Source organism: Agromyces sp. P1_H4, assembly GCF_056405255.1.
This window is the reverse complement of record NZ_JBFUCL010000044.1, coordinates 1-16,011: the sequence shown is the minus strand read 5'-3', so window position 1 is coordinate 16,011 and position 16,011 is coordinate 1. Positions and strand designations below refer to the sequence as shown.

Annotated in this window: 18 protein-coding genes; 4 read left to right on the top strand and 14 right to left on the bottom strand. The window is 71.2% G+C overall.

What is annotated here, in order from left to right:
• Nucleotides 1–258, top strand: a 258-nt coding sequence (locus tag AC1DY2_RS04975) for an alpha amylase C-terminal domain-containing protein (protein ID WP_476761402.1), incomplete at its 5' end; no start/stop codon positions are given.
• Between the two features lie 53 nt (nt 259–311).
• Here the strand turns inward: AC1DY2_RS04975 and AC1DY2_RS04970 are convergent.
• Nucleotides 312–1,256: a co-chaperone YbbN gene (locus AC1DY2_RS04970; protein WP_476761401.1), complete on the bottom strand. Its 945-nt coding sequence runs from the start codon at nt 1,254–1,256 to the stop codon at nt 312–314.
• On the bottom strand, nt 1,253–3,145 hold the full coding sequence (locus AC1DY2_RS04965) for a DUF8094 domain-containing protein (protein WP_476761400.1): 1,893 nt from the start codon (nt 3,143–3,145) through the stop codon (nt 1,253–1,255). The genes AC1DY2_RS04970 and AC1DY2_RS04965 overlap by 4 nt, the downstream gene beginning before the upstream one ends.
• A 229-nt stretch (nt 3,146–3,374) precedes the next feature.
• Here AC1DY2_RS04965 and AC1DY2_RS04960 point away from each other — a divergent pair, with 229 nt between their 5' ends.
• Together AC1DY2_RS04960 and AC1DY2_RS04955 are read left to right on the top strand one after the other, a co-directional pair.
• Complete coding sequence (locus AC1DY2_RS04960; protein WP_476761399.1) at nt 3,375–4,991, top strand: DivIVA domain-containing protein; 1,617 nt, start codon at nt 3,375–3,377, stop codon at nt 4,989–4,991.
• A gap of 20 nt (nt 4,992–5,011) precedes the next feature.
• Nucleotides 5,012–6,076, top strand: coding sequence for an AI-2E family transporter (locus tag AC1DY2_RS04955; RefSeq protein WP_476761398.1), 1,065 nt, complete (start codon nt 5,012–5,014; stop codon nt 6,074–6,076).
• 54 nt (nt 6,077–6,130) lie between these two features.
• Here the strand turns inward: AC1DY2_RS04955 and AC1DY2_RS04950 are convergent, their stop codons facing one another.
• The 9 genes from AC1DY2_RS04950 to rpsB form a co-directional block, all read right to left on the bottom strand.
• On the bottom strand, nt 6,131–6,871 hold the full coding sequence (locus AC1DY2_RS04950) for an alpha/beta hydrolase (protein ID WP_476761397.1): 741 nt from the start codon (nt 6,869–6,871) through the stop codon (nt 6,131–6,133).
• Nucleotides 6,868–7,176 (bottom strand): hypothetical protein, encoded by a 309-nt coding sequence (locus AC1DY2_RS04945; protein ID WP_476761396.1) that lies wholly within the window; start codon nt 7,174–7,176, stop codon nt 6,868–6,870. The genes AC1DY2_RS04950 and AC1DY2_RS04945 overlap by 4 nt, the downstream gene beginning before the upstream one ends.
• A gap of 55 nt (nt 7,177–7,231) precedes the next feature.
• On the bottom strand, nt 7,232–7,816 hold the full coding sequence (locus AC1DY2_RS04940; RefSeq protein ID WP_476761395.1) for an aggregation-promoting factor C-terminal-like domain-containing protein: 585 nt from the start codon (nt 7,814–7,816) through the stop codon (nt 7,232–7,234).
• Nucleotides 7,817–7,941: 125 nt separating this feature from the next.
• Complete coding sequence (locus AC1DY2_RS04935; RefSeq protein WP_476761394.1) at nt 7,942–8,496, bottom strand: DivIVA domain-containing protein; 555 nt, start codon at nt 8,494–8,496, stop codon at nt 7,942–7,944.
• 20 nt (nt 8,497–8,516) lie between these two features.
• Nucleotides 8,517–9,503 (bottom strand): phosphatidate cytidylyltransferase, encoded by a 987-nt coding sequence (locus AC1DY2_RS04930; protein WP_476761393.1) that lies wholly within the window; start codon nt 9,501–9,503, stop codon nt 8,517–8,519.
• Nucleotides 9,504–9,512: 9 nt separating this feature from the next.
• The gene (gene frr / locus AC1DY2_RS04925; RefSeq protein WP_476761392.1) at nt 9,513–10,067 is read right to left on the bottom strand and encodes a ribosome recycling factor; all 555 of its coding nucleotides are present in this window, start codon (nt 10,065–10,067) and stop codon (nt 9,513–9,515) included.
• A 32-nt stretch (nt 10,068–10,099) separates the two neighbouring features.
• Nucleotides 10,100–10,831: a UMP kinase gene (pyrH, locus tag AC1DY2_RS04920; protein WP_309979193.1), complete on the bottom strand. Its 732-nt coding sequence runs from the start codon at nt 10,829–10,831 to the stop codon at nt 10,100–10,102.
• Between the two features lie 173 nt (nt 10,832–11,004).
• Nucleotides 11,005–11,835, bottom strand: a complete 831-nt coding sequence (tsf, locus tag AC1DY2_RS04915; protein ID WP_476761391.1) for a translation elongation factor Ts — start codon at nt 11,833–11,835, stop codon at nt 11,005–11,007.
• A gap of 41 nt (nt 11,836–11,876) precedes the next feature.
• Nucleotides 11,877–12,827 carry a 30S ribosomal protein S2 gene (gene rpsB, locus AC1DY2_RS04910; protein ID WP_309979196.1) on the bottom strand — a complete coding sequence of 317 codons (951 nt, stop codon included), beginning with the start codon at nt 12,825–12,827 and terminating at the stop codon, nt 11,877–11,879.
• A 283-nt stretch (nt 12,828–13,110) separates the two neighbouring features.
• On the opposite strand from rpsB, the gene AC1DY2_RS04905 reads away from it, so the two are divergent.
• Nucleotides 13,111–13,665, top strand: a complete 555-nt coding sequence (locus tag AC1DY2_RS04905; protein WP_476761390.1) for a murein hydrolase activator EnvC family protein — start codon at nt 13,111–13,113, stop codon at nt 13,663–13,665.
• A 20-nt stretch (nt 13,666–13,685) separates the two neighbouring features.
• Here AC1DY2_RS04905 and AC1DY2_RS04900 read toward each other — a convergent pair whose 3' ends face one another.
• From AC1DY2_RS04900 to AC1DY2_RS04890, 3 genes are all read right to left on the bottom strand, one after another.
• Nucleotides 13,686–14,636 (bottom strand): tyrosine recombinase XerC, encoded by a 951-nt coding sequence (locus AC1DY2_RS04900; RefSeq protein ID WP_476761389.1) that lies wholly within the window; start codon nt 14,634–14,636, stop codon nt 13,686–13,688.
• 64 nt (nt 14,637–14,700) lie between these two features.
• The gene (locus AC1DY2_RS04895; protein ID WP_476761388.1) at nt 14,701–15,627 is read right to left on the bottom strand and encodes a phosphodiesterase; all 927 of its coding nucleotides are present in this window, start codon (nt 15,625–15,627) and stop codon (nt 14,701–14,703) included.
• 52 nt (nt 15,628–15,679) lie between these two features.
• A partial coding sequence (locus tag AC1DY2_RS04890; RefSeq protein ID WP_476761387.1) for a helix-turn-helix domain-containing protein occupies nt 15,680–16,011 on the bottom strand: 332 nt, incomplete at its 5' end.

Here is a 16,011-nt window from a genome sequence, read left to right as displayed (position 1 = left end):
CGCTACGACCGCGACCGCCGGCCGCTCCTCTGCGTGGTCAACTTCGCGGGCCGGCCGCACGAGGGCTTCCGCCTCGGCCTCCCGGCCGCCGGGCGCTGGATCGAGGTCCTGAACTCGGATGCCGCGGAGTTCGGCGGCTCGGGCGTCGGCAACCTCGGCGGGGTCGAGGCGACGGACGACCCGTGGTCGGGCCGCCCCGCGTCGGCGTCGTTCACCCTGCCGCCGCTCGCGGCGGTCTGGTTCAGGCTCGACCGGTGAGGCGCTGCGCGGCCCGGCCTCGCCGGTGACGCCTCAGCCTCGCCGGTGACGCGTCAGTAGAGCAGGTTCGTGAGCCGCCGGCGCGCCGCGATCACGCGGGGGTCGTCGGTGCCCACGACCTCGAACAGCTCCACGAGCCGCTCGCGCACGGCGCGCTTGCCGTCGGCGTCGAGCTTCGGGAACAGCGTCAGCAGGCGGTCGAACGCGTCATCGATGTGCCCGCCCGACAGGTCGAGGTCGGCGACGTCGAGCTGCGCGCCGAGGTCGTCGGGTGCCGAGGCGGCCGCATTGCGGATGGCGTCGAGGGTCTTGCCCTGCAGGCGCCACAGCAGGTTCGCCTGCGCCAGGCCGGCGACGGCGAGCGAGTCGCGCGGGTCCTGCGCGATGGCCGTGCGGTACGCGGATGCCGCGGCCTCGAAGTCACCGCGCTCGATGGCGTCGTACGCCTCCTGGTGCAGCGGGGGCAGCGGGGGCTCGACGGGTTCGGCCGGGCCCTCGCCGGGCTCGCCGCCCGCCTCGACCTGGCCGGAGACGCCGTGCTGGGCTCCGAGCTCGAGCAGCTGGTCGAAGACCTGCTCGATCACGTCGTCGGGCTGGACGCCGGCGAAGAGCGGCACGGGCTGGCCGGCGACCACGGCGACCACGGTGGGGATCGCCTGCGCCTGGAACGCCTGCACGAGTTGCGGACTGCGATCGGCGTCGGCGGCGGCGAGCACGAGGCGACCCTCGCGCGCCCGCACGAGCCGGTCGAGGGTCTCGACGAGGGCGATCGACTGCTCGCTCCACGAGGCCCACAGCACGACCACGACGGGAACGGTGCGCGAGAGTTCGAGGGTGGCGCCGAAGGCGGCGTCATCCGTCTCGAACACGATCGCGTCGCCCGCTCCGGCCGACGGCTCGCCCCCGCCTGCGGGCTGCCGCTGCGCCGGCGGGCGCTGCACGAGGGAGGACAGGTCGACGGCGCCGCGAAGGCCGCTCGGCTGGATGGGGTCGCTCACGGTATCTCCGATGCTCCGATCAGGCTCTCGGACCAGCCGAGAAGGCGGATCTTCTCGTCCGAGCCCACGCCCGGCACGTAGAACAGCAACTGCACGCCGATGACGCGCTGCACGCCCTTGGCGCTCTTGTCGACGAAGCCCGAGAGGGCCCGGCCCGGCGCGCCCTCCTGGAACCCGATGGTGCCGCCGTCGTTCGGCGTGACCTTCTCGGTCTGCTCGATCGACACGCTGACGAGGGCGCCCGAGTCGTTCGTGGCGAGCGCCACGGTGGGGCTCGCGCCGACGGCGTTCGAGAACGCGACATCCGCCGTCGGGGGAAGCGCATCGCTGATGGCCTGCTGGCCGGTCGGCCCGAGCTGCTCGCGGAGCGCGTCACCCTCGGCGTCGAACATCGTCGCGAACTCCGAGGCGTCGCCCTTGAGGAGCACGTCCGCGTAGGCCGCGGCCACCTGTCCGGGCTCCATGACGAGGCCCTTGAACTCGGGCGAGATGAGCGGTGCGCCGATCGAGGCCGGGGCGACCTCGGGCACGTCCGCGTCGGGTGCCAGCGACATGGCGTAGACGATCTTGTAGTTGTCGCGCGGGGTCGCCTGCTGGAGCACCAGCGCGGTCGGCGCCACGGTGGGGTCGTCGCTGTTCGTCGCGATGGTGAGCACCGTGCGGCCGCTGGCCGGCCAGCCCGCCACCTGCTGCGGGAGGGTCAGCGTGAGCGGCGACGCCGGGATCGGCGGCAGCGCGGGGTGGTCGGGCAGGGTGCCGCGGATCGCGTAGTTGGCCTGACGGGCGGCCAGCGCGGGCCCGGTGAAGCGAGCGGTGAGTCCCTGGGCGTCGAGCGCGGAGTCGGTCTCGGTGGTCGACACCGCGATGCTGCGCATGATGCGCTCCATCTGCGGCACGGTCACGGCCGGCTCCATCTCGTCCTCGGCGGCRGCGGCGTCCGTGGCCGGGGCATCCGTGGGGACCGGGGTCTCGGTGGCCGCGGCGGTCGTCGGCGGGGCCTGGTCGAACGTGGGCCAGTAGTCGGAGGAGCACGCGCTGAGCGCAATGGCCGGCAGCACGACGAGCGGCACGAGTGCGACGCGCTTGGCACCGCCGACAGCACGTCGACCGCTCACCTGGCTGCGTCGGAGCGCGGGCGGCTTCGGCGCGCTGGGCAGCTTGCCCCTGCCGCGCGGGCCGGTGGGGAGGTTGCGTCGGGGTCCTCGCGACCGGCGGTGGTGCACGAAGCCCGAGATGAGCAGGGCGATGCCGCCGAGGAACACGAGCGCGCCGCCGGCGAGCAGCGGACCCGCCCAGGGCGTCGAGTTGTCGAGCGGCCAGGCGATCGTGATGGCGTCGGGGGCCGGAGCGGTGCCGTCGCTCGCGAGCAGCACCGAGATGTCGTCGGGCACGTCGATCGTGGTGGAGATGGTGCGCTCCGCGGTGAACTCGTCGAGCCATAGGTCCGATCCCGACGGCGAGGCGGCCGGGTCGGCGGCCGGCTCGGTCGCGGCATCCGTCGCCGGCACGTCAGGCGTCGGAGGGATGGTCGGATCGGTCGTCGCCGCGGCATCGTCGGCCGGCTCGGGCTCGACCGTCTCACTCGTGAATCGCTCGGCATCGGCGTCGTAGTGCACGCTCGTGTAGGGCGAGTCGCCGATCCACGCCTCGACGTCGGTGTCGCGCCCGTAGGCCACGAAGACCGTGTCGGGGCCCGAGACGGTGATCGTCTGCTTGCCGGCGTAGGCGTCGAGGGCGTCGGGTTCGATGACGGTGTAGGCGGCGTCGGAATCGACCTCCGTCGACAGCACGACACGGTCGGGGTCGAGGAAGACGGTGCGCTGGGCGATGCCGAACCCGATCATCACGGCCGCAGCGATGAACGCCACGATTGCGAGGGCGAAGCGCAAGAAGAAACCTCCGGTGCCGCGATCCGCGGCTTCGAACAGGGACGCTCCACACTACCGGCGCAGTCTGAGAGAGTGCCAACCGCCAGCTGTGCGCGCAGTGCGTCCGCCCGCCCGATGCCGCGGCACCGATGCCCCGGAATCCCGCGTGCGCACGCGGGCGCGGGTGCCCGTACAATCGACACGACCCGCACGAGCCCCCACGAACGCGGGACAAACCCCGGAGGAAGAATTGGCTGTCGAAGAGACCGAGTTCACGCAGGTGTTCCGCGGATACGACAAGGACGAGGTCGACAAGAGCATCAACGGGCTCCGACGCGACATCATCAACACGAACACCCAGCTCGCCGAGCAGGCCAAGGAGAACAAGCGCCTCCACGCCCGCATCGAGGAGCTGACCGCCGAGCTCGAAGAGGTCGGCAGCCCGACCTTCTCCGGCCTCGGCACCAAGCTCGAGAACACCCTCCGGGTCGCCGAGGAGCAGTCCACGCGCCTCATCGCCCAGGCGGACATCGACGCCGAGAAGCTGCGCCGCTCCGCCGAGGACGAGGCGCACCTCATGCGCTCCGACGCCCACGAGCTGGCCGAGCGCACCCTCACCGAGGCCCGCGCGCAGGCGAACCGCACGCTCGAGAACGCCCGCGCCGAGGCCGACGACATGGTCTCCCGCGCGCACGAGGCGAGCGAGCAGCTCCGCCAGGAGGCCGCCCGCGACGCGGCCGCCATCCGCGGCGCCGTGGCCACCGAGGCCGCCGAGCTCCGCTCAAGCGCCAAGCGCGAGTCCGCCGCGACCATCTCCGCCGCCGAGAAGAAGGCCGCCGAGATCCTCGTCGCCGCGAACGCCGAGGCGAACGAGGCACGTGCCACCGCCGCCGGCCTCGCGCAGGAGACCGAGCAGACCCGCGCCGAGGTCGCCATCGAGCTCGACCGGGCCCGGGCGGAGCTCGCCAAGGAGACYGAGCAGGCGCGCATCGACCTGGCCCGCGACACCGAGCAGTCGCGCCTCGACCTCGAGCGCGAGACCGCCGAGGCCCGGGCCGGCATCGACGCCGAGATCAGCGAGCGCCGCGCCGCGCTCGTGCACGAGCTCGAGCAGGCACGCACCGACCTCGACCGCGAGCTCGAGTCGAGCCGCGCGGCACTCGCCGAGCAGAAGGCGCAGGCCAAGGTCGACCTCGAGCGCGAGGCCGAGGCCGCGCGGCTCAAGCTCCAGCACGAGCTCGAGCGCATCCGCGCCAAGCACGCCGCAGACCTCGACCAGATGCGGGCCGACCTCGCCCTCGAGCAGGAGCAGGCCCGTGCCGACTTCGATGCCGAGTCCGAGCAGGCGCGCATCGACCTCGACAACCAGCTCACCGCGATGCGCAAGAAGACCACGCACGAGGTGAACCGCATGCGCCGCGAGATCGAGAAGGCCCACCTCGACCTCGAGGCCGAGCTCTCGGCCAAGCGCGACGAGGCCGAGCAGGAGCTGCTCGTCGCGCACCAGGAGGCGGTGGCCCAGACGCAGAAGTTCCTCGACGACGCCAACGCCGAGCTCGCCGATGCGGTCGCACGCACCTCCGAGAGCCGCGCGGAGGCCGACCGCCTCGAGACGCACGTGCGCACCGAGATCGCCAAGATCCGCGACAAGGCCGATGAGGAGGCCCGCGACCGCGTGGCCGCCGCGCACGACCAGGCACGCAAGCTCATTGCGGATGCCGAGGAGCGCACCCGCGCCCTGGTCGCCGACGCCGAGGACCGCCTCTCGCAGATCAAGATCGAGCGCGACGCCGTGGCCGGCTACTTCGAGAGCCTGCGGGGCGTGCTCACGCAGGCCGAGCAGGTCGCCGCGCAGAGCACCCGCTGACGCGAGGCCGCGCCGCCTCCATGAGAATCCAGAACGCGTTCCGCTTCGGACTCGTCGGAACGCTCGGAGTCGGCGCCGGCCTGCTCATCCTGTTCTCGATCGCGAGCCTCTCGACGATCATCGCCTATGTCGGCGCGGCACTCTTCCTGGCCCTCGGCCTCGATCCGGCGATCAGCTGGCTCGAGCGCCGGGGGCTTCCGCGTTGGGCGGCGATCCTCATCGTGATGACCGGCGTGGGGCTGCTCGTCGCGGCACTGGTGCTCGCCGTGGTCCCCATCGTGGTCGACCAGGTGAGCCAGCTCGTCGAGGAGATCCCCCTCATCGTCGACCGGGTCAACTCGCAGGAGTGGATCGAGAGCCTGAAGGACCAGTTCCCCCAGGTGCCCGTCGACGAGATCAGCCAGCAGGTCACGACGGCGGTCACCGACTTCTTCACGAATCCCGAGAAGCTGAGCGAGCTCGCCGGCGGCGTCCTGCAGGTCGCCGTCGCCATCGGCACCGGCCTGTTCGCGATCGTGATCGTGTTCATCCTCACCCTGTACTTCGCGGCATCCCTCAACGCGATGAAGCGGGGCACGTACCAACTGGTACCGGCCTCGAAGCGCGAGCGCTTCGCCGACCTCACCGAGCAGATCACGCAGTCCGTCGGCCGCTACGTGCTCGGACAGGCGGGGCTCGCGGCCTGCAACGGGATCGCGAGCTTCATCTTCCTCTCGATCATCCAGGCGCCCTTCCCCGCGGTCCTCGCGTTCATCGCCTTCCTGTTCTCGCTCGTCCCGCTCGTCGGCACGCTGACCGGGTCCGTCCTCATCGTGCTGGTCTGCCTGATCCCCGGCCTCGGGTCGCCGCTCACCGCGCTCGTCGCGGCGATCTACTACCTGGTCTACATGCAGGTCGAGGCATACGTGCTGAGCCCCCGCATCATGAACCGCGCGGTGAAGGTCCCGGGCGCGCTCGTGGTCATCGCGGCACTGGCCGGCGGTGCGCTGCTCGGCATCCTCGGGGCGCTCATCGCCATCCCCGTCGCCGCGTCGATCCTGCTGATCATCAAGCAGGTCGTCATCCCGCACCAGAACGAGCTCTGACCCACCGGGTCGCGGTCGCCCTCCCGAGCGATCGGGTTCCGGATGCCTCGCCGCTCAGCTCGCGGGAGGCCAGGTCGTCGGCAGCGGCAGCGCCGAAGGATTGACCGCCGCGACGATCTCCTCGAGCACGCGCCGCGTCTGCGACTCCCCCACCCACAGGTGGCGGCCGCCGGCGACGTCGACCCGGCGCAGTCGCGGCAGGACGGCGAAGCGCTCCGCGGCCTGGTCGGGCTTCAGGTAGTCGTCGTGCTCGGGGATCACGGCCACCATCGGCGTCGACGAGGCGTTCCACCGCTGCAGTTCCTCCTGGCTGGTCCGGTGCAGCGGCGGCGAGAGCAGGATCGCGCCGGCGATGCCGTGCTCCAGCCCGTACTTCAGGGCGAGCTCGGTGCCGAACGACCATCCGACGAGCCAGGGAGCCGGCAACCCGCGCTCGGCGACGAACGCCATCGCCGCTGCGACATCCGCCCGTTCCGCGACGCCCTCGCCGAAGGTGCCCTCGCTGGTACCCCGCGGGGACGACGTGCCCCGGGTGTTGAACCGCAGCACGGCGAGGTCGGCCAAGGCGGGAAGCCGCGCCGCAGCCTTGCGGAGGATGTGCGAGTCCATGAAGCCGCCGGCGGTCGGCAGCGGATGCAGCGTGACGAGCGTCGCGACCGGTGCACGGTCGATCGGGGTGGCAAGCTCGCCCACCAACCGGAGCCCGTCGGCCGTGCGCAACTCGATGTCCTCCCGCACGGCGGGAAGCTCGACCCCGGCTCGGATCTCGACGGGGTCGGCGTGCGGTTCGTTCATCGGGCCTCGATCCTCCAGCAGTGGGTGTGCCAGTGCCGGCGGGCGGCGAGATCGGCGGCGTCGCCGAGGACGCCGTCGGCACGCCAGGTGACCAGGTGCGCCACCCCCGGGGTCACGTCCAAGCCGCACCCCGGGCAGACGTACGCCTTCACCGCCTGCGCCTCGGAGACCGGCTGCACGTTCCACTCGCGGCCACCACGCACCTCGGTGCGGCGCCATCCGGACGTGAGCCGATCGACGTCGAGCTCGACATGCGCTTCACGAGCACGGGCCGCCCGACCGCGAGATCGGTTCGAGCGTGCCATGGTCCCAGTCTAGGCGGGACGCGTGACGTCGGCTGCCGGGCGCAACGCGCTGAGCTCAGTACCAGCCGGAGTCCTGCGAGTGCGCCCACGCGCCGCACGGGGTGCCGTACCTGCCCTGCACGTAGCCCAGGCCCCACTCGATCTGGGTTCCCGCATTGGTCTCCCAGTCGGCCCCGGCCGTCGCCATCTTCGAGCCCGGCAGTGCCTGAGGGATCCCGTAGGCGCCGCTCGACGCGTTGTATGCGTTGACCCGCCAGCCCGATTCCTTGCTCCACAGGGCCACCAGGCAGTCGAACTCGCTCGACGGCCAGCCCCGCGCGGCGACGGCGCCGGCCGCATAGGCCTGCGCCGAACCGGGGTCGGGCGTCACTGCGGGCGGTGCCCAACCGCTGCTCGCCGACGTCGACGCCGGGGCCAGCTTCACCTCTGGCTTCTTCTCGACGTCGTACGACTCCTTGGACACGTCGATCGTGTACTCGCCCTCGACGTCGATCGCCTGCACGTCGGCCCCGCCGAACCGCTCACCGGAGGCGGCGAAGTCGGGTGAGGCCGTCGCGCCCGAGAACGGGTCGACGACGTTCACGAGCAGGAAGCTCACGGAGGCGAGGAACGCGAACACGGCGGTCGCGGACTGCTTCACGCGACCCCGGCGCCTGACCGGCGGTGCGGCAGGATGCACGGGTGCCGTCGATGCGTCGATGTCCGAGTGCCTGCCCACGATTCGTCGAGTGTATCGGAGCCGGCGGGGCCGGGTCGAACCCCGGGTCACCGGACCGCGAGCATGACGTCGACCACGGCGTCGAGCACGAGGTCCACCTGCGATTCGCGGTAGCCGCCGCGCTGCGTCGGGAAGACGACCGTGCGCACGTCGTCGATCGAGATGGGCCATCCGTCGCGGAAGTACCGCGTCAACTTGTCGGCGAATCGGTCGACGTCGCGCACCCGATAGCCGAGGGCGAGCGGGCTCACGCGATCGAAGCGCTCCCCGGCCGGCCGGGCAAGTCGGTTCGAGACGACCTGCGCGGTCGTGCGCGCCTCGCTGAGCCACGCCTCGCTGCCGTGCAGCCTGGCGGCGACCTGTCGTTCCTCGGCCGCGAACGYGTCCTCCAGCCGTTCCATCGCCGCGTCGACGTGCGCGGTCGAGTATCCGCCCTTCTGCATGGCGAAGGCGGTGAGCCGGATCTTCTCCGACGTCAGCGGCGGGTCGCCGGGCTTCGCCGTGCCGTCGTAGGCGCGACGCGCCACTTGGAGGAACTCCTCGACCTGGGCGGTGTTGTATCCCAGTTGAGGCTTGCGGGCGCGAGGGAAGGTGGAGTCCACCGCACCATTATCGCGGACGCTCAACCGAAGACCAGGAACGCGAGGAACGCCACGGCCGCGGACGGCAGGATCGAGTCGAGGCGGTCGAGGAATCCGCCGTGCCCCGGCAGCCACGAGCTCATGTCCTTGATGCCGATGTCGCGCTTCACGAGGGACTCGACGAGGTCGCCGAGCGTCGCCGTGAGGAAGATCGCCGCGCCGAAGATGAGCCCGAACCACCAGGTGTTGCCGAGCATGAGCGTGGACAGGAGCAGTCCGGCCAGCACGCTGGCAGCCGCTCCCCCGGCGAAGCCCTCCCAGGTCTTCTTCGGGCTGATGACGGGGGCCATCGGATGCTTGCCGAACATGAGCCCGAACGCGTACGCACCGACATCCGCCGCCACCGCGATGATGATGAACGCCAGCGTCCACCACTGCCCGCCGTCGGCCGCCGTGAGCACCACGGTGAACGTCGCGAGGAGCACCACGTAGCCCTGCACGAACGCGCCGGCGGTGAGATCGCGGACGAGGCTCGTGCCGGTGCGGCGCTGGGAGGGGATCAATTGCTCGACGAGCCGCCAGGCCGTCACGACCACGATCCCGCCGAGCACCGCGAGGAACTGGCCGCCGGCCCCGAAGTAGTACGACACCGGGATGGCGATCACGGCGGCCGCGACGGTCGGGATGCGCGGGACGTGGAAGTCGCCCTTCCGGAGGGCCTGCGCCAACTCGTAGCTCGCGAAGCCGGCGAGCGGCAGGGCGAACACCATGAACAGCTCTTTGATCACGAGCAGGCTCAGCAGGAGCGCCCCGCCGAAGGCGAGCCCGATGAGGATCGCCAGGATCAGGTTGCGGCCCGTGCGGGCCTGGATCTTCTCCTGCGCCTGGTCGAACTGCGCCTTGGACGCCTCGAACTGCCGCTCGAGATCGGCCCTGCGAGCCTGCACCTGCGACTTGAAGTCGTCTCGGGATGACCGGTCATGCCCTCCGGCGTCCGACTCGTCATCTCCCCCTGGAACGCCCGACATGGTGTTCCCTCAGACCTCGAGGAGTTCGGCTTCCTTGCGCTTCAGCGCGTCGTCGATCGCGTCGACGTTCGTCTTCGTGAGCTGCTCGAGCTCCTTCTCGGCACGCGACACCTCGTCGTCGCCGACCTCGCCCTTGAGGCTGTCGAGGTCGTCCTTCGCCTTGCGACGGATGTTCCGCACCGACACGCGGGCGTCCTCAGCCTTCGAGCGCACGATCTTGACGTACTCCCGGCGACGCTCCTCGGTCAGCTCGGGCAGCGTCACGCGAACGATGTTGCCGTCGTTCGTCGGGTTCGCACCGAGGTTCGGGGTGTCGCGGATCGCCTGCTCGATGTCCTTCAGTGCGCTCTTGTCGTAGGGCGTCACGACGAGGGTGCGAGCCTCGGGGTTCTGCAGCGACGCGAGCTGCGAGAGCGGGGTCGGCGTGCCGTAGTAGCTCACCATGATCTTCTGGAAGAGCTGGGGGTTCGCCCGCCCGGTTCGCACCGAGGCGAAGTCATCCTTCGCGACCTCGACGGCCTTGTGCATGCGTGCAGTGGCATCGGACAGTACATCCGCGATCACGGGGGCTCCTTCTGTTCGCTACTCGGGACAGTCTATCGAGTGGAGACGGGCACGCCGTTGCTGACGATCGTGCCGAGTTCGGCGCCGAGGATCGCCGCCGTGACGTTGCCGCGCGGTTCCATGCCGAAGACCTGCATGGGCATGCCGTTGTCCATGCAGAGGCTGAACGCCGTCGAGTCCACGACCTTGAGGCCCCGCTGGAGTGCCTCCTGGTAGCTGATGCGGTCGATCTTGTGCGCGTCGGGGTTGGTGCGAGGGTCGTCGGAGTAGACGCCGTCGACGCCGTTCTTGGCGACGAGCACGACGTCGGCATCGATCTCGAGCGCGCGCTGTGCGGCGACCGTGTCGGTGGAGAAGTACGGGAGGCCCGCTCCGGCGCCGAAGATGACGACGCGACCCTTCTCGAGGTGGCGCTCGGCACGGCGCGGGATGTAGGGCTCCGCCACCTGGGTCATCGAGATCGCGGACTGCACGCGGGTCTCGGCGCCGGCCTGCTCGAGGAAGTCCTGGAGCGCCAGGGAGTTCATGACGGTGCCAAGCATGCCCATGTAGTCGGCACGACCRCGGTCCATGCCACGCTGCGAGAGCTCGGCGCCGCGGAAGAAGTTGCCGCCGCCGACGACGATCGCGATCTCGACCGTGCGCGCCGCATCCGCGATCTCGCGCGCCAGCGAGCTCACGACGTCGGGGTTGACCCCGAGCTGCCCTCCGCCGAACGCCTCGCCCGAGAGCTTCAGCATCACCCTGCGCCTGCGATCCGTCATCCTCGCCCCAATCCTTCGTGCCCGTGTCAAAACTAGTGGTTCGCCGACCTCGGCGCAGTGCCGGTGCCGGATGTCGCGCGGCCGTGCCGTTCGACGGGCGCGTCGCCCGCGGCATCCGCGCATGGAAAAGGGAGCCCGGATCGCCGATGCGATCCGGGCTCCCTCACGACGTGCTACGCGCCGACCTTGAAGCGAGCGAAGTCGCTCACGGTGAGGCCTGCGTCGGAGAGGACCTTGCTCACGGACAGCTTGTTGTCCTTCGCGTAGTCCTGCTCGAGCAGGGCGACCTGCTTGAAGTAGGCGCCGACGCGACCCTCGATGATCTTCGGGAGGGCGGCCTCGGGCTTGCCCTCCTCGCGGGAGATCTGCTCGACGATCGAACGCTCCTTCTCGACCGACTCCGCCGGGACGTCCTCACGGGTGAGGTACTCGGGGTTCGCGAACGAGATGTGCTGCGCCACCGAGCGAGCGGTCTCCGCGTCGTCGCCAGCGTAGCCGAGCACGACGCCGACCTGCGGGGGCAGGTCCTTCGACGTCTTGTGCAGGTAGATCGAGAAGTGCTCACCCGTGACGAGGCGGATGCGGCGGAGCTCGACCTTCTCGCCGAGGATCGCCGCCTCCTCGCTGATCACGTCGGCGACGGTCTTGCCCTCGGCCGGCGCGGCCAGGGCGGCCTCGACGGTCGCGGYGCGCGCGGCGGCCACTGCGGCCAGCACGCGGTCGGCGAGGCCGACGAACTTGTCGCCCTTGGCGACGAAGTCGGTCTCGCAGGCGAGCTCGATCATGGTGGCGGTGCCGTCGCCGTTGTCGACGGCGGCGACGAGGCCCTCTGCGGTGGAGCGGTCGGCGCGCTTGGCATTGCCCTTCGCGCCCTTCAGGCGGAGGATCTCGACCGCCTTGTCCATGTCGCCGTCGGCCTCGACGAGTGCGTTCTTCGTGTCGACCATGCCGGTGCCGAGGCGCTCGCGCAGGTTCTTGACGTCTTCGAGTGTGAAGTTGGCCATAGTGGGATGTCTCCTGGACTCGTGGTCGTAGGTGGAGTGGATTACTTGGTCTCGTCGGCCTCGACGGCGGCCTCTGCGGCAGCAGCGCCCTCGACGTCGGCCTCGGACTCGGTCGTCGCCTCGACGACCTCGTCGATCGAGACGGCCTCGGCGACCTCGGCGACCTCTTCGGCCTCAGCGGTGGCGCCATCGACCTTGTCGGTCTCGGGCGACGACTGCTCGGGCGTCTGCGCCTGGAGGAGCTCCTGCTCCCACTCGGCGAGCGGCTCGACGGCCGACACGTTGCCCTCGGCCTCGGGCTTCTGGTGACGCTCGATGAGACCCTCGGCCGCGGCGTCGGCGATGATGCGGGTGAGCAGGCTCACCGAGCGGATCGCGTCGTCGTTGCCCGGGATCGGGTACTGGACCTCGTCGGGGTCGCAGTTGGTGTCGAGGATGCCGATGACGGGGATGCCGAGCTTCTTGGCCTCGTCGATCGCGAGGTGCTCCTTCTTGGTGTCGACCACCCAGAGGGCCGACGGCGTCTTCGACAGGTTGCGGATGCCGCCGAGCGACTTGTGCAGCTTGTCGAGCTCGCGCTTCTTGATGAGGAGCTCCTTCTTGGTGAAGCCGCTCGTGGTGCCCTCGAAGTCGAGCTCCTCGAGCTCCTTCATGCGCGCGAGGCGCTTGGAGACCGTGGTGAAGTTGGTGAGGAGGCCGCCGAGCCAGCGCTGGTTCACGTAGGGCTGGCCGACACGGGTCGCCTGCTCGGCGATGGACTCCTGGGCCTGCTTCTTCGTGCCGACGAAGAGGATGGTGCCGCCGTGGGCGACCGTCTCGCGGACGAAGTCGTACGCCTTGTCGATGTAGGCGAGCGACTGCTGCAGGTCGATGATGTAGATGCCGGAACGCTCGGTGAAGATGAACCGCTTCATCTTCGGGTTCCAACGGCGGGTCTGGTGCCCGAAGTGCACGCCGCTGTCGAGCAGCTGGCGGATGGTGACGACGGCCATGAGCCGTACTCCTTTGTTCTCAGTTGACGCTCCGGCCGGCGGCCGTGAGCCCTGGTGCCCGGCACGGCTCCGCCTGCTCGAGCTCGGAGGAGCGGGAGCGGGACTGAGTGGAGTCGGTGGCCGAATGGCACGCGTAGTCACCCCGGCAGGCCGAGGTGCTCCCGATACTCTACCATCGGCACTCCCCCTCCCCAACCACGGGCGGCGGCCTGCTGAGCCTGCGCGGGTCGGGCGATCACGTCGACCACGCGGACGCCCGCACGCTGTTCGGATGAGGATTCCCATGTCACGTCGAAAGGTCGGCATCGGACTCGCGCTCACCCTCGCGCTCGCCGCCACGCCCGCCGGAACGCTGCCGGTATCCGCGGTGGAGTCGGAGCAGGACGGCTCAGCCCGCACGCGGAGGACGGCCGCCGCGCTCGAGGATCCGTGGCGCTGGCCGGTTCCCGCCCCGATCCGGGTCGTCGCGCCGTTCCGGGCGCCGGCCACGCCGTACGCCGCGGGCCACCGCGGCCTCGACGTGGCCGCGCAGGGCGGCGCCGTGGTCGTCGCGCCCGCCGATGGGGTCGTGAGCTTCGCCGGCACGGTCGCGGACCGCGGGGTGGTCGCCGTCGACCATGGCGACGGCGTGGTCAGCGCCGTCGAACCCGTCGAGGCGGCCGTGGCGGCGGGCACCATCGTGCGCGCTGGCGACATCGTGGGTCGCGTCGCGACGGGCGGCCACTGCGCGTCGGGCTGCGTGCACTTCGGGGTGCGCATCGACGGCGCGTACGTCTCGCCGTTCCTGTTCCTCGGCGGACTCCCCCGGGCCGTGCTGCTGCCATTCGACGGCACCTGATCGGCGGTCGATCGAGGGCCTCAGGCGCGCGGATGCGCGGTCTGGTAGCTCTGCTTCAGGCGCTCGGCCGAGACGTGCGTGTAGATCTGCGTGGTCCCGAGGCTCGCGTGGCCGAGGAACTCCTGCACCGCTCGCAGGTCGGCGCCGCCGTCGAGCAGGTGCGTCGCGGCGCTGTGCCGCAGCGCGTGCGGCCCGCTCGGGCCCGTGCCCGGGATCGCGGTGAGCAGGCCCGCGACCAGTCGGTGCACGCTGCGCACCCCGAGCCGCCCGCCGCGAACGCCGAGGAAGACGGCATGGGTCGCGGGCGTCCCGGCCGCACTCCCGGCCGCACTCCCGCGTGCGCTTCCGGCCGCAGCGATGATCGCCGGGCGCGCGTCGTCGACGTAGCGGTCCAGGGCGCGGGCGGCCGGCGCACCATACGGCACGACGCGCTCCTTCGACCCCTTGCCGGTGACCCGGACCGTTCGACGGCGACGGTCCACGTCGTCCACGTCGAGGCCCACGAGCTCGGAGACGCGAAGCGCCGAGGCGTAGAGCAGCTCCGCGATCGCGGCATCCCGGACGGCGAGAGGATCACCGTCGGCCGCGCGAGCGGCCAGGTCGCCGAGCGCCTCGGCGAGCGCACGCTCGGTCACCACGCGAGGCAGCGTGCGCTGCGCCCGGGGTGCCTTGAGCCGCGCGCCCGGATCGGCGGGCAGGAGGTCGCGTCGGTGCAACCACGCCGTGAAGCCACGAGCGGATGCCGCGCGCCGGGCGATGCTGGTGCGTGCGAGCCCGCGCTCGGTCGCCGCGTACAGCCAGTCGCGCAGGAGGGGCAGGTCGACGCCCGACGGCGACCTGACCCCACGCGCGTCGGCGAACCGGATGAGGTCGACCAGGTCGCCGCGGTACGCCGCGACGGTGTGGGCCGAGTAGCCGCGCTCCGAGCGGACGTGCCCGAGGTAGTCGTCGAGGAGGGCGTCGAGCGTCACGAGTCGCGCCCTCGGGTCGCGGTCGGAGGCCGAGTCGGGTGTACGACTGCGGCGTGGCCGTGCATCACTCCGCCTCGGGAGCGGTGGGCTTCCGTGAGAACCGCTCGATGCGCCCGGCGGGTGGGAGCTGTTCGATCTCGGTGAGGAACGCCTCGCCGAGATGCGTGACCACGGGGAACGGTCCGAGGGGGACGACGGAGGTCACGACAGCGTCGTCGTAGAGGTGGACGAGCGTGAACGAGCGGCCGCCGTCGACGCCGACCAGGTCGCGAGGCGGCGCCGAGAGGTCCATGGTGTAGGCGAGCGCACCTGCGACGGAGACCGGGATGCCCGCGAACATGGCGTTGGTCGCGTAGTGCAGGTGTCCGCCGAGGATGTGACGCACGTCGCGGCCGCGGATGACGTCGGCGAGCTCGTCCTGTCCGCGGAGTTCGAGGACGTCCATGAGCGGGAGGGGCGTGGGGATCGGGGCGTGGTGCATCGCGAGGACGGTGCCCTCGGGCGCGGGCTCGGCGAGGACGCCGTCGAGCCACTCGAGCGACGTCGCGTCCAGCGCACCGTGGTGGTATCCCGGAACGCTCGTGTCGAGGACGACGATGCGAAGGCCTCCGATCGCCACCGCGCGGTGAGTGGGTGCCTCGCTGGGCGCCTCCCCCAGGAGTTCACGACGGAAGACGGGCCGCTCGTCGTGGTTGCCGATGACCCAGACCAGTGCCGCGCCCGTCGACGCCGCAAGCGGATCGATCGCATCGCGGACGAGGCGGTAGGCGTCGGGCTCGCCGAGGTCGGTGACATCGCCCGTGACGACGATGGCGTCGAGTCGGTCTCCGAGTCGCGAGAGCTGCTGGACGGCCTGGTCGAGCGCCCGCACGGTGTCGGCGACGCCCCCGAGCCGGGCTCCGCCCTGCAGCAGGTGGGTGTCGCTCACATGGGCGATGACCCGCTTCGCAGCCGGGTATCGACCGAGTTGCGCTGCCTGTTCCGCCTGCATTCCGACCCCCTCGTGGTCAGCCTAGGCGGTGCCGCCGACGCCTGGCCGGGCATCACCCGGCCCGTCGCCGGAGCCAGCCGGRTGGACGTCGCTCGACGATCCCCTCGGCCTCGAACCGGCCGAGGGCCGACATCGCCTCGGGCACCGACAGCCCCGCCCTGCGCGCGACGTCCGCCAGCTCGCGCGGCGTGCGGGTGCTGAGCGCATCGAGCATGCGCACTCCGGTGGGGTCGTCCGAACCGGTGCCGATGGTGTGGTCCGCATCGGGCGATCGGCCGGCACCGTCGCTCGCTCCGAGCGCCGGTCGGCGTCCGATCCCGGTGCCGCTCCCGTCGCCGGCCAACTCGGCCATCTGGTCGGCATCGACGACGCAGACCGCATCGA

Bases quoted from the DNA above. Each gene is read 5' to 3' on its own strand.
- AC1DY2_RS04930 (WP_476761393.1), bottom strand. From the start codon at position 9,503: ATGTCGGGCGTTCCAGGGGGAGATGACGAGTCGGACGCCGGAGGGCAT.
- AC1DY2_RS04950 (WP_476761397.1), bottom strand. From the start codon at position 6,871: ATGAACGAACCGCACGCCGACCCCGTCGAGATCCGAGCCGGGGTCGAG.
- rpsB (WP_309979196.1), bottom strand. From the start codon at position 12,827: ATGGCCGTCGTCACCATCCGCCAGCTGCTCGACAGCGGCGTGCACTTC.
- AC1DY2_RS04955 (WP_476761398.1), top strand. From the start codon at position 5,012: ATGAGAATCCAGAACGCGTTCCGCTTCGGACTCGTCGGAACGCTCGGA.
- AC1DY2_RS04945 (WP_476761396.1), bottom strand. From the start codon at position 7,176: ATGGCACGCTCGAACCGATCTCGCGGTCGGGCGGCCCGTGCTCGTGAA.
- AC1DY2_RS04895 (WP_476761388.1), bottom strand. From the start codon at position 15,627: ATGCAGGCGGAACAGGCAGCGCAACTCGGTCGATACCCGGCTGCGAAG.
- AC1DY2_RS04905 (WP_476761390.1), top strand. From the start codon at position 13,111: ATGTCACGTCGAAAGGTCGGCATCGGACTCGCGCTCACCCTCGCGCTC.